This window comes from Tabrizicola sp. BL-A-41-H6 (assembly GCF_050632395.1).
Lineage (GTDB): Bacteria > Pseudomonadota > Alphaproteobacteria > Rhodobacterales > Rhodobacteraceae > JAUYQR01.
Genome location: NZ_CP192600.1, coordinates 1,964,358 through 1,977,970, shown reverse-complemented (window position 1 = coordinate 1,977,970; position 13,613 = coordinate 1,964,358). Strand labels below are relative to the sequence as shown.

Below are 13,613 nucleotides of genomic sequence, written 5' to 3'. Positions count from 1 at the left end.
CCGATGGCCAAGACCACGACCTTTTCCCTGCGCTACTGGCTGCAGGACCGCGCGCTTCGCAGCCTGATTTGGCTGCTGCTGCGGTTACCCTATCGCTGGCGGGTTCCGCTGTGCGGGTGGGTCTTGTCGCGGCTGATCTCACCCTTGGCCGGCTATGACCAGCGCATCCGCGAAAATCTGGCGCTTGTGTTGCCCGGCCTTCCCGAAACCGAAGTGCGCCGCATCATGCGCGCGGTCCCCGACAATGTCGGCCGCACCATCATCGAGATCTACTCCGGCCCCGAATTCGTGGCCCGCGTCATGCAAAACCCGCTCACCGGCGCGGGTGTGGCGGCGCTTGACCAGGCCAACCGGGAAAAGCGCCCGGTGATCCTCGTCACCGGCCATTTCGGCAATTACGATGCGTCGCGCGCCGCCCTCATCGCGCGCGGCTACCGGGTCGGCGCGCTTTACATGCCGATGGCGAACCCGTTCTTCAACGCGCATTACGTTCAGGCGATCTCGGGCATCGGCAAACCGCTGTTCCCGCGTGGCCGCTCGGGGCTAGCCGACATGGTGCGCCATTTGCGTTCGGGCGGCATGCTGGGGATGCTCGTCGATCAGCATATGCGCCACGGCGAAGACCTTACCTTCTTCGGCCAACAGGCGCTGACCGCACTTTCTGCAGCCGAGCTTGCGTTGAAGTACAACGCGCTTTTGATCCCGACCTATGCCGTGCGCCGCGCTGATGGTCTCTCCTTCGACATCATTGTCGAGGCGCCGATTCCGAATGGCACACCAGAAGCCATGACCCAGGCCCTGAACGACAGCCTGGAATCTCTCGTGCGCAAGCACATCGACCAATGGTTCTGGATTCACCGCCGCTGGAAAGGCCGACGCCCGCCCAGACGGTAAGCGCGGACTGCCTCAGTCGACGCGCGCTGCCGCCACGATGCTTGCCGGACCGTGCGATTGCAGGATCACCACCGCCGGATCGCCACCAACCGCCGGGGCGGTCAGTTCAAGTGGCTCCTGCCCCGACCAATCGCCCATGCTTTCCCATGAGGTCACGATGTTGTGGTAGGTGATCGTCTTGCCGGCATTCTCGCCGCGCTCGATCGTCACCGTCTCCTCGGGCTTGTAGCGCACCAGTTGCACCCGGACAGGTTCGGTCAGGGGCGGGTTCGCGACGGCACGAATCACCAGCTTGTCGCCTTGGCGTTCCAGCACCAATTGCACCGGCGACGTGGCCGACAGGTGGCGTCGCAACTGTTCAGAGGTTTCAACCGGCGAATAGCCTTCGATCCGATCCTGCCCGCCGATGATCAGCTGCGGCGTATAGATCGTTCGGCTGCCGATCGCCTTGGCATAGGCGCGCTGACGGTCGGTGAACTTGGTTTGGGCGAAATTGTCTTCCCAGCCGATGTAATCCCAATAATCCACATGCAGCGACAGCGCGATGATCCGCGGATCTGCCGTCAGCATCGCCACGAATTCGTCGGCGGGCGGGCAGGCAGAACACCCCTGCGAGGTGTAAAGCTCCACCACCACCGCATCTTCCGCCATCGCCGGCGCTGACGCAGACGCACAGGCGATCAACAGGCCGCAAGCGACGCTGGCAAAATTGCGCATGACGAACTTCCCAATCCCCGTAGTCTCAAAACCTTATAGGAACGCCACCCCGCAGGTGCCAATCAAGGTTTTGCGAGTGTTGTGACACATCGCGCGCAGAAATTCGCGGGCAATCGTGGCATCCTTCGCTTCGAAGGGGCTGGATATTCGGCATACAATTGCATACAATGCTGCGCAACAGCCCACCAAGCATGGAGCCCGCGTATGACCGTTGTCGTCGGACATGACCAGAACCGAACCCGCAAGACCCTCACCGCAGGTGGTCACACGGTCAGCTACTACTCGATCCCCGCTGCCGAAGCCGCCGGTCTCGGTTCCTTCGCCCGTCTGCCCGCAGCGCTGAAGGTGGTGCTGGAAAACATGCTGCGGTTCGAGGATGGCAAGACCGTCTCCACCGACGACATCCGCGCCTTTTCGGAATGGGGCGCCAATGGCGGCCAGAACCCGCGCGAAATCGCCTACCGCCCGGCGCGCGTGTTGATGCAGGATTTCACCGGCGTGCCGGCGGTCGTCGACCTTGCCGCGATGCGTGACGGTATCAAGGGCCTTGGCGGCAACGCCCAGCAGATCAACCCCCTCGCCCCCGTCGACCTCGTCATCGACCACTCGGTGATGATCGACGAATTCGGAACCCCGCGCGCCTTCCAGGCCAACGTCGACCGCGAATACGAACGCAACATGGAACGCTACGTCTTCCTGAAATGGGGGCAAAAGGCGTTCAACAACTTCCGCGTCGTCCCGCCCGGCACCGGCATCTGCCATCAGGTCAACCTTGAATACCTCGCGCAGACCGTCTGGACCGACACCGACCAGACCGGTGCCACCGTCGCCTACCCCGACACCCTCGTCGGCACCGACAGTCACACCACCATGGTCAACGGCCTCGCCGTCCTCGGCTGGGGCGTCGGCGGGATCGAGGCCGAGGCCGCGATGCTGGGCCAGCCCGTGTCGATGCTGATCCCCGAGGTCGTGGGCTTCAAGCTGACGGGTGCAATGGTCGAAGGCACCACCGCCACCGATCTCGTCCTCAAGGTCGTGCAGATGCTGCGCAAGCACGGCGTCGTCGGCAAGTTCGTCGAATTCTATGGCGACGGCCTCGACCGCCTGCCGCTTGCCGACCGCGCCACCATCGCCAACATGGCCCCCGAATACGGCGCCACCTGCGGCTTCTTCCCGATCGACGCCGAGACGCTGCGCTACCTGCACATGACCGGCCGCGACGAAGGCCGCATCGCGCTGGTCGAAGCCTACGCCAAGGCCAACGGCATGTGGCGGGACGAGGGTTACGACCCGATCTACACCTCTACTCTGCACCTCGACATGGGCACCATCGTCCCCGCCATCTCCGGCCCGAAGCGCCCGCAAGATTTCCTGCCACTGACCGATGCCAAAGCCTCGTTCTCCAAGGAAATGGAAACCTCGTTCAAGCGCCCGCAAGGCGTTGAAATCGCCGTAAAAGGCGAGAAATACACGATGTCGTCGGGCAAGGTCGTGATCGCCTCGATCACGTCCTGCACCAACACCTCGAACCCCTACGTGATGATCGGCGCGGGCCTCGTGGCCCGCAAGGCGCGCGCGCTTGGCCTCACCCGCAAGCCGTGGGTGAAAACCTCGCTCGCCCCCGGGTCGCAGGTCGTCAGCGAATACCTGAACGCCGCCGGCCTGCAGGAAGACCTCGACGCCATCGGCTTCAACCTCGTCGGCTATGGCTGCACCACCTGCATCGGCAACTCCGGACCCTTGCAGCCGGAAATCTCGGCCGCGATCACCGAGGGCGACCTTGTCGCCGCCGCCGTCCTCTCCGGCAACCGCAACTTCGAGGGCCGCATCTCGCCCGACGTGCGCGCCAACTATCTCGCCTCGCCGCCCCTCGTGGTGGCCTACGCGCTCGCCGGTGACATGAACATCGACCTCACCACCGAGCCTCTGGGCATGGGTACCAACGGCCCGGTCTACCTGAAAGACGTCTGGCCCACGAACGCCGAGATTGCCGATCTCGTCCACGCCACCGTCACCCGCGCCGCCTTCCAGAAGAAATACGCCGATGTCTTCAAGGGCGACGAAAAGTGGCAGGCCGTCCAGATCACCGACAGCGAGACCTACGACTGGCCGCCGACCTCGACCTACATCCAGAACCCGCCCTACTTCCGCGGCATGGCCAAGACCCCCGGAACCATCCAGAACATCACCGGCGCGCGTGTGCTGGCGCTTCTGGGGGACATGATCACCACCGACCACATCAGCCCGGCCGGCTCATTCAAAGCTTCAACTCCGGCTGGCAAGTATCTGACGGAACGTCAGGTTCCGGTATCCGAGTTCAACTCCTACGGGGCCCGTCGCGGCAACCACGAGGTGATGATGCGCGGCACCTTCGCCAACATCCGCATCAAGAACGAGATGCTCGATGGGGTGGAGGGCGGCTACACCCTCGGGCCTGACGGCCAGCAGACCTCGATCTTCGACGCCTCGATGGCCTATCAGGCTGCAGGCACGCCGCTGGTGATCTTTGGCGGCATTGAATACGGCGCAGGCTCCTCGCGCGATTGGGCGGCCAAGGGCACGGCACTTCTGGGCGTCAAGGCGGTGATCGCGGAAAGCTTCGAGCGTATCCACCGCTCGAACCTCGTCGGCATGGGGGTCATCCCCTTCGAATTCACCGAAGGAATGACCCGCAAGTCACTGAACCTGAAGGGCGACGAGGTCATCAGCATCGAAGGCCTGTCGGGCGACCTGAAGCCCCTCAGCCTCGTGCCCTGCACCATCCGCTATGCCGACGGCACCACCAAAACCATCGCCATCAAGTGCCGCATCGATACCGAGATCGAGATCGAATACGTCGAACACGGCGGGGTGCTGCATTACGTGCTGCGCAACCTCGCCTCGGCATAATCCCCGTCGGGGGCGCAGTTACGAACTGCGCCCCGCTTACCGTCCGGCGAGAGCCAGCAACGTAAGGCCGCTCAGCGCGCGGGCCGGGGTCGCCGGCCCGCCTCCCGCAGCGGCAATTCCCAATTCGCGACGTTCACTTGCCGACAAGCGTTCGATGTCGCGGTGCGATGGTTCAACCCTGCGGCCCCACGTGCCGAACCAGCCGCGCCCTGCCTTGTCTGGGCGCGCCGCATGCGTGCCGAACCCGCCTGTGACGAAATCACCGAACGCCGGCCATCCTGCGTTGATCGGCATGCTGGACCGATGCGAACCTGCTTGTGCGTCCTGAGCCATGTCGGTCACCCCTTCCCGAAGATGCCACCGGAATTTTCCGGCCGGGTCAGGATGCCGCCCGTCCGCACCAAGGTTAAGTGCAGGAAGTGAAGCAGCGCCGATACAACTTCTGAACTGGATCGGTACTTCCGATGAGTCTATCCTGCACGGATCATAGGATGATGGAGACTACCGATGTCCCAGAAGCCCTACGGCATGATTTGCCCGATAACCCGCGCCTGCGAAATCCTGGAACCCCGCTGGACCATCCCGATCCTTGTCGGCCTGTGGAGCGGTGCCACCAAGTTCAACGATCTTCGACGCGAGATCGGCAGCATTTCCCCTGCCCTCCTGTCCAAGCGCCTCAAGGATCTGGAGGCGATGGGTTTTGTCGAACGGGTCGCCGATCCCGCCACCGGATCAGTGGATTACATCCGGACCGAAGCCGCCGTGGCGCTGGAACCGGCTCTGAACGCCTTGGCGCATTGGGCACAATGCCACATCGAAGCGGAGGCCGCTCTTTGTACCGCCACCGTCTCCAGCCTGATGTGGGGAATGCGCAGAAGCTTCGATCAATCTGCCTTGCCGACGCGGCGTGTGGTGCTGCAATTCCGATTTTCCGATCCCGGCCTTGCCTATGACACCTATTGGGCGTTGGTTCAGCCGGGTGCCGACGCTGAGATATGCACGTCGATTCCGGGCTTCGACATCGACCTCTTTGTAGAAACCAATCGAACCTCGCTTCTGGGCATATTGCTTGGCCGCACCACCATCGCGCGTGAACTTGCAAGCGGGCAGCTTTATCTCAGCGGCGACGCGGTTCTTGCGCGCACAATGCCACGCTGGCTCAAGCGAAGCGAGTATGCCGACATCGAGGGCATAGCGTCGCTCTCCAGCTCGGGCGAAGCCTCAAAGCCCGCTGTCACCCGGCGCCTGATCGTCCCGACCGCGGCAGTGGCCGAACCGTCTTTGCACCTCGCCTAGACAGGCAGACCACGTGGGGCGATGGCGGCGCATTGTTCACGTTTTGGAAACTGACTGTCTTTCTCGGGAACATATCGCACATTGAGCGGTTTTCTTGCCGTTAAGACCCTGCTGCCACAACGGTCGGACCTAAACCCCAAGGTGCCCTATGCAAAACCGCTTCCCACCGCTGGCCGCCCCGGCCCCGCTTGCACACGCCCGCCGACGCCCGCATGTTGTGGCCATGCCCCGCTGGATGCAAAGCCTGCCTCTGACCGAACTTCTCGTGATGGGCGGGATCGCTCTGGCTCTAATTTTTGCCTGAGGTGTTAACGAAACCTTACCGGAAGCGTGCAAGTCATTGATTTCGTGTGACCCACACAATGTCCCACCGTGGGACATCACTTCTCCGCAGCCAGCGCCTCCGCCAGAGCCGGAACAAACCGGTCCTCATAATCGGTACCGACCAGCGGCCCCACGAACTTGAACGCAACGGTCCCGTCGCCCCTCACGATGAACGTCTCGGGCGGCGCGGTCACTCCCCACTCCACTCGGTTGCGCCCCTTCGGGTCGGTCGCCACGGCAAAGAACGGGTTGCCCTCGTCGGCCAGATACTCCAGCGCCTTAAGGTCATCATCCATGATGTTGATGCCCGCGACCCGCACCCCGTCCGAGGCCATCTTCAACAGCACCGGATGCTCCGCCCGGCACGGCGGACACCAGGTCGCCCAGAAATTGACGACCGTGACCTCCCCCGTCCGAAGGTCCGCATCGGTCAGCATCGGCACGCCCTGCAACCCGGTCGCCGGTACCACCGGCGCCGGCCGGTCGATGAAGACCGACCGCAGCTCGCCCTGCCCGTCGCGGTACATGCCAAAGTAGAACATTGACGCCAACCCGGCGAACAGAACCAAAGGAATGACCAGCAGCCACTTAATCATGCATCTTCCCCTGCCGCGCCTCGACCTCCGCCAAGGCCCGTTTCACCCGTGCCCGCTGCCAGAATGACAGCGCCACCAGCCCAGCGATCAAACCGACGCTCGCCGCATAAGACCCCAGCACCTCGACCGCGTACTTCCCTAGATCAGGCATCACGCCACCCTCTCCCGCGCAAGCAGCGCCGCCAGCCGTCGCGCCCGGATCTCGGTCCGCGTCCGCATCAGGACCAGCGTCACGAACAACAAGACAAACCCGGCGATACACACCAGCAGGGGAAGCCAGAACACGTCCGACACGTTCTCCTTCTTGTCCAGCGACAGAGACGCCCCCTGGTGCAGTCCCTGGTTCCAGAAATTCACTGCATAGCGGGAAAGCAACGCGAACACTGATCCAACCAGACACAGGATCGAGGTCAGGTCCGCTGCGGTATCCGGGTCCTCGATCGCCGCCCAAAGCGCGATGTAACCAAAGTAGAACAGCGTCAGGATAAGGAAAGATGTCAGCCGCGGGTCCCACGCCCACCATGTTCCCCACATCGGCTGGCCCCACAACGCTCCCGTCACAAGAGCGATAAGGGTGAAGGTCAATCCCACCGGCGCCGCCGCCTTGGCCGCCAGTGCGCTGACATGATGCCGCCGGACGATCCAGATCAGGCTCGTTACCAGCATCATCACCCAGGCATTGATCGCCATCATCGCGGACGGCACATGCAGGTAGATGATCTTCACGGTCGACCCCTGGCGGAAATCGTCAGGCGTAAAGAAGAACCCCCAGACCAACCCCACAACCAGACAAAGGACCGTCAAACCCACAACCCAAGGCAAGGCCCAGGCAGAGGTCTGCATGAACTTCTTCGGATTGGCATATTCCCAGATCGACATGAGCCCCCGCTTACGTGCGTTTCCCAAAACTCTCAACTCACCTTCGCGCGACGCCTCAGCGAAGGTTGACGCGCAACGCCGCAGCTGCCGCGAAGGGCAGCACCGCTGTCGCTGCGGCTGTAACTGTGGCCATCAGCGCCAGCGCACCGCCCGCTTCCAACCCCGCAGCGCCGCGCTTCACTACCTCGGCCCCGAAGATCAGCGTCGGGACGTAAAGCGGCAACACCAGCAAGCTCAACAACAGCCCGCCCCGCTTCACCCCAACCACCAGCGCCGCACCGAAAGCGCCGATCACCGACAGTGCCGGAGTTCCCAGCGCAAGGGACAGCACAAGCCAACCATAGGCCCCCGCCGGCAGGTTCAACAGTATCCCCAGCACAGGCGCCACAAGCGTCAAGGGCAGGCCCGTCACCAGCCAATGCGCCAAGGCCTTGACGGCGACCACCCCCTCCAGAGGGATCGGTGCGACAGCCAGCAGGTCCAGCGAGCCATCTTCGTAATCCAGCGCAAAGATCCGGTCCAGCGACAGCAGGCAGGCAAGCAATGCGCCTACCCATAGAATGCCCGGCGCGATCCGCCCCAGGGTGCCGCCATCCGGCCCAACACCCAAGGGCACAAGGACCGCGACAAGCAGAAAGAACGCCAGCCCAAGGCCAAAGCCGCCACCGGCCCGCAATGCCAGCCGCAAATCCCGGATAAGCAGCGCTTTCATCGCACCCCCAGATGGATTTGCTCGGCTTGCAGATACTCCCGCCAGAGGCTCTGACAAACAGCTCCAAGACCTGTCATCCGAAGGCCTCGTCGAACCCGCCGCGCGGCGCGGACGCAATGGCGCGGAACGGCGTCAGGTCGAGCACTTCGGCTTCTGCAAGCCCAAGGTCTATATGTGTCGCTACCAGAACAGACCCGCCGGTTGCCAGATGCCCCCTGACCATGCCGACAAACGCTGCGACCGAGGCCGTGTCCAGACTAACTGTCGGCTCGTCCATCAACCAGATCGAGCGCCCTGATACGGCAAGCCGGGCCAGACCCAGGCGGCGCTTCTGGCCTGCCGACAGGTCTGCCGCCCGCCGCCTCGCAAGTGGCTCGATGTCCATTGCCTGCAAGGCCGCAGCGACCAGATTCGTGCCGTGGATCGCGGCCCAGAATTCCAAATTCTCGCGCACCGTCAGCACAGCCTTGAGCCCATCGGCATGGGCGGCATAGGTCAGAGTTTCAGGAGGCAGCGAGACTTCGCCCGCTACCGCCGGCTGCAAGCCTGCAAGGGTCCGCAAAAGCGTTGTCTTGCCCACTCCGTTGGGGCCACGCAGGATCAGTGCGCGTCCCGGGGCCAGCCGAAAGTTTACCCCTTCAAGCACGGTCACCCCGCCTCGCGCCACCGCCAGATTGCTGACCACCATATCCATCCCTCAGCCCTATCCGAACTTGGACACGGCGAAAAGACCTGCGCCCATAGCCTTTTCCGGCCCCGCGCGCTATCTGACGGCGAAAGAGGAGACTTCCATGCAGACCACGACATTTGGCCGCACCGGCCGCCCCACCAGCCGCATCGGTTTCGGCGCCTGGGCCATCGGCGGCACTTGGGGCGAGGTCACGGTGGCGGACGCCAAGGCGACGCTGCACGCGGCACTTGATGCCGGCATGACGTTCATCGACACCGCCGACGTTTATGGCGACGGCCGGTCGGAACGGATCATCCGCGAAGTGCTGGCCGAGCGCCCGGGCGAACGTCCCTTTGTGGCGACCAAGGCGGGGCGCCGACTTAGCCCGCATGTCGCGGAAGGCTACACACAAGCCAACATCGAGGCGTTCATCGACCGCTCGCTGACCAACCTCGGGGTCGAGACGCTGGACCTTGTGCAACTGCATTGCCCGCCCACGCCGGTCTATTCCGATCCGAGCATCTACGCCGCGCTGGATGCGATCAAGGCCAAGGGCAAGATCGCCGATTACGGCGTATCGGTTGAAACCGTGGAAGAGGCGCGGGAAGCGATCCGACACCCGGGGGTGGTTTCGGTGCAGATCATCTACAACCTCTTCCGCCAGAAACCCGCCGAGGTGTTCTTCAAGGAGGCACTGGCGCGGAACGTGGCAGTCATCGCGCGTGTTCCCCTCGCCTCGGGCCTGCTGACCGGCAAGATGTCGGCCACCAGCACCTTTGCCGCCGACGACCACCGCAGCTTCAATCGCAACGGCGAGGCGTTCGACAAGGGCGAGACCTTCTCGGGCGTGCCATTCGATGTGGCACTTGCCGCGGTGGATGAGTTGCGCCCGCTGGTGCCGCATGGCGCCACGATGGCTGCCTTCGCACTGCGCTGGATCTTGATGGAAGACGCGGTCACCGTGGTGATCCCCGGCGCGAAAACCCCAGTGCAGGCCCGCGCCAATGCAGTCGACCTTCCCGCCCTGTCAGCCGAGACGATGGATGCCGCGCGCGAGATCTATCAACGCCTCATCGCGCCGCACGTTCAGCACTTGTGGTGAGATCTGCATTGCGCAAAGTTCCTTGAAAAAGGAATTTGGCGTCAGGTGGGCAGCAAGGCCACCGCGATCCGGCGGCCTTCGCTCAACAGCACGTTGTACGTGCGGCAGGCTGCGGGCGAGGACATCACCTCCACCCCGATTCCTTCCGCTTCCAGTGCGTCGCGAAACGGCAGCGGAACATGGGCGATTTCGGCGCCCATGCCGACAAAAAGAACGTCAATCCTGCCAACGAGGCTTAGTGGCGTTGCCGTATCGTCCAACCCGCCCCAAAGCCCCGCATCCCAGGGCGTGATCAGACAGGCCCCTTTCAGCAGATGGCCACCAACGCGAAAGAAGCCAGGCCCGTAGCCCTCGATCGGCTTTGCCGTGCCATAGCTGATCTCGGTCAAGCGCATGTCAGGCGTCTACGTTGGCGAACTCGTTCTTGTCGGATTTCTTCGGCTTGTCGCTGCGATCAAGGCCAATCATCAGCACGATGTTCTTGGCGACATAGACGGAAGAATACGTCCCGAGAAGCACGCCGAGGAAGATCGCCAAGCTGAACCCGCGGATCACGTCGCCGCCGAGAACCAACATGCAGCCCACTGCAATAAGCGTCGTGATCGACGTCATCAAGGTACGGCTGAGCGTTTCGTTCACTGATAGGTTCATGACGTCCCGCAGCGGCATGGCCTTATATTTGAGCAGGTTCTCCCGAAGCCGGTCGAACACCACGACCGTATCGTTGATCGAATAGCCGAGGATGGTCAGCAGAGCCGCTATGATGGTCAGATCGAACTTGATCTGGAAGACCGCGAAGATACCGATGGTGATAAACACGTCGTGCAGAAGTGCCAGCACGCCGCCAAGAGCGAACTGCCATTCAAAGCGCATCCAGATATAGAGAAGGATGCCGATGCTGCTCACGCCGACGGCCAGAATGGATGTCCAGACAAGTTCGCCGGACACTTTGGGGCCAACCGATTCCACCGACACGAAGCGGATCTCGGGGTCGAGCTTGCTCAGCGCATCTTCGACGCCCTGCAACACTTCGGGCGTGACCGATGCCGTTGAGTCCTGCGCTGCGATGCGGATCATCGCGACGTGCTGGTCTGCCCGGAAGCTTGGGTCGAAAACTTCGGTGATCGACACATCGCCAAGTGGCTGGCCTTCCAGCGTTTGCCGGTATGCGCCTACGTCCACAGGCTGCGACGACTCGGTGCGGATCGTGGTGCCGCCCTTGAAGTCGATGCCGTAGTTCAGACCCATCACGCCCCACGCGACGAAAGCCGCGATCATCAGCGCGATGGAACCACCAAAGGTAATCCACTGATACCGGAAGAAATCGAAGCTGGTCTTTTCGGGGGCAAGTCTCAAACGCCAAGCCATGCTTTGTCCTTCCTCACACGATAATCGATTTGGGGCGGGTGAAGCGGAACCAGATTTCGATGATCGCCCGCGTCACAAGAAGTGCCGTGAATACCGAAGTCACAACCCCGATCCCCAATGTCACCGCAAAACCGCGAACCGGCCCTGCCCCAAGGATGAACAGCGTGCCCGCCGAGATCATCGTCGTCAGGTTCGCGTCCACGATTGCCGACATGGCACGCTCATAGCCGATCTCAACCGCGCGGAACGGATTCTTCTGCGCCCGGAGTTCCTCGCGTATCCGCTCGAACACCAGAACGTTTGCATCGACCGCCATGCCGATGGTCAAGACGATGCCGCCAATACCCGGCAGCGTCAGCGTTCCGCCGATAACGGACATGACGGCGAAGATGAGCGCCATGTTCACCACCAGCGCGACGACAGCAAACAGGCCGAACAATCCATAGGATGCGATCATGAACAGGCCAACGGCCACCATCGCGACCACCGCTGCAACGCGGCCAGCGGAGATCGAGTCGGCACCAAGTTCCGGTCCGATCGTGCGTTCCTCAAGAAAGCTCATCTCGGCGGGCAAGGCACCTGCTCGAAGTAAAACGGCCAGTTTCGTGCTTTCCTCGACGCTGAAACTGCCGGTGATGATGCCCGATCCGCCCGGGATGTGGCTTTGGATCACCGGAGCGGAAATCACTTCGTTATCAAGGACGATCGCGAAGGGCGCACCGATGTTCGCGGCGGTATAATCACCGAACTTTCGGGCACCGGTCGTGTCGAAACGGAAACTGACTGCCGGCCTGTTGTTCTGGTCAAATGAGGGTTGCGCGTCGACCAACTCGTCGCCTGAAACCACCGGAGTTTCTTCAACGATGTAATACACACCGTCTTCGTCCATGGATGGCAGGAGCAGGTTGCGCGGGCCAGGGTCTGCACCGGCGTCGTTGGTCCGGCTGACCACAGCATTGAACGTCAGCTTTGCAGTGGTGCCGATCAGCGCCTTCAATTCCGAGGCAGATCCGATCCCCGGCACCTGGATCAGCACGCGATCCTCGCCTTGACGCTGAATGGTAGGTTCGCGGGTGCCAACCTCGTCGACGCGACGACGGATGATTTCAAGTGACTGTTGTATGGTGCGATCGTCAGTGGCCTGCTTTTCGGCCTCTGACAACTGGACGACGATGTCGTTCCCCTCGGCGGTCACATCTATGGTGCTTTTGCCCACTCCAGTCAGCGTCACGACGCTGTCACCAAGCCCGCGTACCGCTTCGAGAGCGGCTGCCATGCCTTCAGGTTTCGAGATCGTCACGCGCAGCACGCCATCCGGCGACGGTGCACGGCGCACGGCGCCAACTTGATCGCGCAAATCGCGCATTGCGTCGCGCACTTCCGGCCAAAGGGCATCCATGCGGGACTTGTAGACATCTTCTACCTGAACCTCAGCCAGAAGATGCGCGCCGCCCCGAAGGTCGAGCCCAAGGTTCACCAATGCTGAGGGCAGGAAATTGGGCCACTCGGCGCGCGCCGCTTCCTGTTCAGCAGTTGCTGTGCCACCAGCAGCTTCGATCGCGGCCACGGCGTCGTTATGCGCCTCGACCTTGGCGTAAAACAGGTTGGGCATAGCCGCGGCAATGCCCCAAACGCATACCAGCAGGATAAGAACGCGCTTCCACAGCGCCATCGGTTGCATGGCTGAAGCTCAGGCGCTGGCCGGTTCGGTCTTGTTCAGAACCTGACCGATCGTCGATTTCATCACCTTGACCTTCACGCCCTCGGCGATTTCCACCTCGACCATGCCGTCTTCCTGAACCTTCGTCACTTTGCCGACGATGCCGCCCGCCGTGACAACCTGATCGCCGCGGCGAAGGGCTTCGACCATCGCACGGTGTTCCTTGGCGCGCTTTTGCTGCGGACGGATCAACAGGAAATACATGATCGCAAAAATCAGGATCAGCGGCACGAACTGCGCGAATGCGGCTCCCGCTCCGGGAGCACCTGCGGCTTGTGCGAAGGCGGGGGTCACGAACATGAGCATCCTCTGGAGTTGCGATGTATTTGCGGGCCGATGTAAGGCCTTTCACAGGCTTATGCCAGAGGGCAGCGTTGCTTTCGTCGGTTCCGGCAGATCGGGCCCAGGTGAATGCGCCCGACGATGCGGCATTCAAGGTCTGGTTC

15 protein-coding genes are annotated in these 13,613 nt (G+C 62.5%); 4 read left to right on the top strand and 11 right to left on the bottom strand.

Features of this window, described 5'->3' with window-relative positions; translation table 11 throughout:
* The first annotated feature begins 3 nt into the window (after window positions 1–3).
* Window positions 4–894, top strand: a complete 891-nt coding sequence (locus tag ACROUL_RS09715; RefSeq protein WP_431299295.1) for a lysophospholipid acyltransferase family protein — start codon at window positions 4–6, stop codon at window positions 892–894.
* 12 nt (window positions 895–906) lie between these two features.
* On the opposite strand, the gene ACROUL_RS09710 is transcribed toward ACROUL_RS09715, so the two are convergent.
* On the bottom strand, window positions 907–1,611 hold the full coding sequence (locus ACROUL_RS09710; RefSeq protein ID WP_431299294.1) for a DUF1223 domain-containing protein: 705 nt from the start codon (window positions 1,609–1,611) through the stop codon (window positions 907–909).
* Window positions 1,612–1,815: 204 nt separating this feature from the next.
* On the opposite strand from ACROUL_RS09710, the gene acnA reads away from it, so the two are divergent.
* The gene (gene acnA / locus ACROUL_RS09705; protein ID WP_431299293.1) at window positions 1,816–4,500 is read left to right on the top strand and encodes an aconitate hydratase AcnA; all 2,685 of its coding nucleotides are present in this window, start codon (window positions 1,816–1,818) and stop codon (window positions 4,498–4,500) included.
* Window positions 4,501–4,536: 36 nt separating this feature from the next.
* Here acnA and ACROUL_RS09700 read toward each other — a convergent pair whose 3' ends face one another.
* Window positions 4,537–4,833, bottom strand: a complete 297-nt coding sequence (locus ACROUL_RS09700) for a hypothetical protein (RefSeq protein WP_431299292.1) — start codon at window positions 4,831–4,833, stop codon at window positions 4,537–4,539.
* A gap of 174 nt (window positions 4,834–5,007) precedes the next feature.
* Between ACROUL_RS09700 and ACROUL_RS09695 the strand changes: the two genes are divergently transcribed.
* Complete coding sequence (locus ACROUL_RS09695) at window positions 5,008–5,796, top strand: winged helix-turn-helix transcriptional regulator (RefSeq protein ID WP_431299291.1); 789 nt, start codon at window positions 5,008–5,010, stop codon at window positions 5,794–5,796.
* A 380-nt stretch (window positions 5,797–6,176) separates the two neighbouring features.
* Here the strand turns inward: ACROUL_RS09695 and ACROUL_RS09690 are convergent, their stop codons facing one another.
* The 5 genes from ACROUL_RS09690 to ccmA form a co-directional block, all read right to left on the bottom strand.
* Complete coding sequence (locus tag ACROUL_RS09690) at window positions 6,177–6,716, bottom strand: DsbE family thiol:disulfide interchange protein (RefSeq protein ID WP_431299290.1); 540 nt, start codon at window positions 6,714–6,716, stop codon at window positions 6,177–6,179.
* Complete coding sequence (gene ccmD, locus ACROUL_RS09685; protein WP_431299289.1) at window positions 6,709–6,867, bottom strand: heme exporter protein CcmD; 159 nt, start codon at window positions 6,865–6,867, stop codon at window positions 6,709–6,711. The genes ACROUL_RS09690 and ccmD overlap by 8 nt, the downstream gene beginning before the upstream one ends.
* Complete coding sequence (locus ACROUL_RS09680) at window positions 6,867–7,595, bottom strand: heme ABC transporter permease (RefSeq protein WP_431299288.1); 729 nt, start codon at window positions 7,593–7,595, stop codon at window positions 6,867–6,869. Before ACROUL_RS09680 ends, ccmD begins: the two co-directional genes overlap by 1 nt.
* A gap of 55 nt (window positions 7,596–7,650) precedes the next feature.
* Entirely contained in the window at window positions 7,651–8,307 is a 657-nt protein-coding gene (ccmB, locus tag ACROUL_RS09675) for a heme exporter protein CcmB (protein WP_431299287.1), read from the bottom strand.
* A gap of 73 nt (window positions 8,308–8,380) precedes the next feature.
* Window positions 8,381–9,001: a heme ABC exporter ATP-binding protein CcmA gene (ccmA, locus tag ACROUL_RS09670; RefSeq protein ID WP_431299286.1), complete on the bottom strand. Its 621-nt coding sequence runs from the start codon at window positions 8,999–9,001 to the stop codon at window positions 8,381–8,383.
* 97 nt (window positions 9,002–9,098) lie between these two features.
* On the opposite strand from ccmA, the gene ACROUL_RS09665 reads away from it, so the two are divergent.
* Window positions 9,099–10,079 (top strand): aldo/keto reductase, encoded by a 981-nt coding sequence (locus ACROUL_RS09665; protein ID WP_431299285.1) that lies wholly within the window; start codon window positions 9,099–9,101, stop codon window positions 10,077–10,079.
* 41 nt (window positions 10,080–10,120) lie between these two features.
* Here ACROUL_RS09665 and ACROUL_RS09660 read toward each other — a convergent pair whose 3' ends face one another.
* The 4 genes from ACROUL_RS09660 to yajC are packed head-to-tail and all read right to left on the bottom strand — an operon-like array spanning window position 10,121 to window position 13,467.
* A complete protein-coding gene (locus ACROUL_RS09660) occupies window positions 10,121–10,474 on the bottom strand; it encodes an Mth938-like domain-containing protein (RefSeq protein ID WP_431299284.1) in 354 nt (117 codons plus the stop codon).
* A 1-nt stretch (window position 10,475) separates the two neighbouring features.
* The gene (secF, locus tag ACROUL_RS09655) at window positions 10,476–11,447 is read right to left on the bottom strand and encodes a protein translocase subunit SecF (protein ID WP_431299283.1); all 972 of its coding nucleotides are present in this window, start codon (window positions 11,445–11,447) and stop codon (window positions 10,476–10,478) included.
* A gap of 13 nt (window positions 11,448–11,460) precedes the next feature.
* Window positions 11,461–13,128 (bottom strand): protein translocase subunit SecD, encoded by a 1,668-nt coding sequence (gene secD / locus ACROUL_RS09650; protein ID WP_431299282.1) that lies wholly within the window; start codon window positions 13,126–13,128, stop codon window positions 11,461–11,463.
* 9 nt (window positions 13,129–13,137) lie between these two features.
* Window positions 13,138–13,467, bottom strand: a complete 330-nt coding sequence (gene yajC, locus ACROUL_RS09645; RefSeq protein ID WP_431299281.1) for a preprotein translocase subunit YajC — start codon at window positions 13,465–13,467, stop codon at window positions 13,138–13,140.
* Window positions 13,468–13,613 lie beyond the last annotated feature (146 nt).

Bases quoted from the DNA above. Each gene is read 5' to 3' on its own strand.
- ACROUL_RS09715 (WP_431299295.1), top strand. From the start codon at position 4: ATGGCCAAGACCACGACCTTTTCCCTGCGCTACTGGCTGCAGGACCGC.
- ACROUL_RS09710 (WP_431299294.1), bottom strand. From the start codon at position 1,611: ATGCGCAATTTTGCCAGCGTCGCTTGCGGCCTGTTGATCGCCTGTGCG.
- acnA (WP_431299293.1), top strand. From the start codon at position 1,816: ATGACCGTTGTCGTCGGACATGACCAGAACCGAACCCGCAAGACCCTC.
- ACROUL_RS09700 (WP_431299292.1), bottom strand. From the start codon at position 4,833: ATGGCTCAGGACGCACAAGCAGGTTCGCATCGGTCCAGCATGCCGATC.
- ACROUL_RS09695 (WP_431299291.1), top strand. From the start codon at position 5,008: ATGTCCCAGAAGCCCTACGGCATGATTTGCCCGATAACCCGCGCCTGC.
- ACROUL_RS09690 (WP_431299290.1), bottom strand. From the start codon at position 6,716: ATGATTAAGTGGCTGCTGGTCATTCCTTTGGTTCTGTTCGCCGGGTTG.
- ccmD (WP_431299289.1), bottom strand. From the start codon at position 6,867: ATGCCTGATCTAGGGAAGTACGCGGTCGAGGTGCTGGGGTCTTATGCG.
- ACROUL_RS09680 (WP_431299288.1), bottom strand. From the start codon at position 7,595: ATGTCGATCTGGGAATATGCCAATCCGAAGAAGTTCATGCAGACCTCT.
- ccmB (WP_431299287.1), bottom strand. From the start codon at position 8,307: ATGAAAGCGCTGCTTATCCGGGATTTGCGGCTGGCATTGCGGGCCGGT.
- ccmA (WP_431299286.1), bottom strand. From the start codon at position 9,001: ATGGATATGGTGGTCAGCAATCTGGCGGTGGCGCGAGGCGGGGTGACC.
- ACROUL_RS09665 (WP_431299285.1), top strand. From the start codon at position 9,099: ATGCAGACCACGACATTTGGCCGCACCGGCCGCCCCACCAGCCGCATC.
- ACROUL_RS09660 (WP_431299284.1), bottom strand. From the start codon at position 10,474: ATGCGCTTGACCGAGATCAGCTATGGCACGGCAAAGCCGATCGAGGGC.
- secF (WP_431299283.1), bottom strand. From the start codon at position 11,447: ATGGCTTGGCGTTTGAGACTTGCCCCCGAAAAGACCAGCTTCGATTTC.
- secD (WP_431299282.1), bottom strand. From the start codon at position 13,128: ATGCAACCGATGGCGCTGTGGAAGCGCGTTCTTATCCTGCTGGTATGC.
- yajC (WP_431299281.1), bottom strand. From the start codon at position 13,467: ATGTTCGTGACCCCCGCCTTCGCACAAGCCGCAGGTGCTCCCGGAGCG.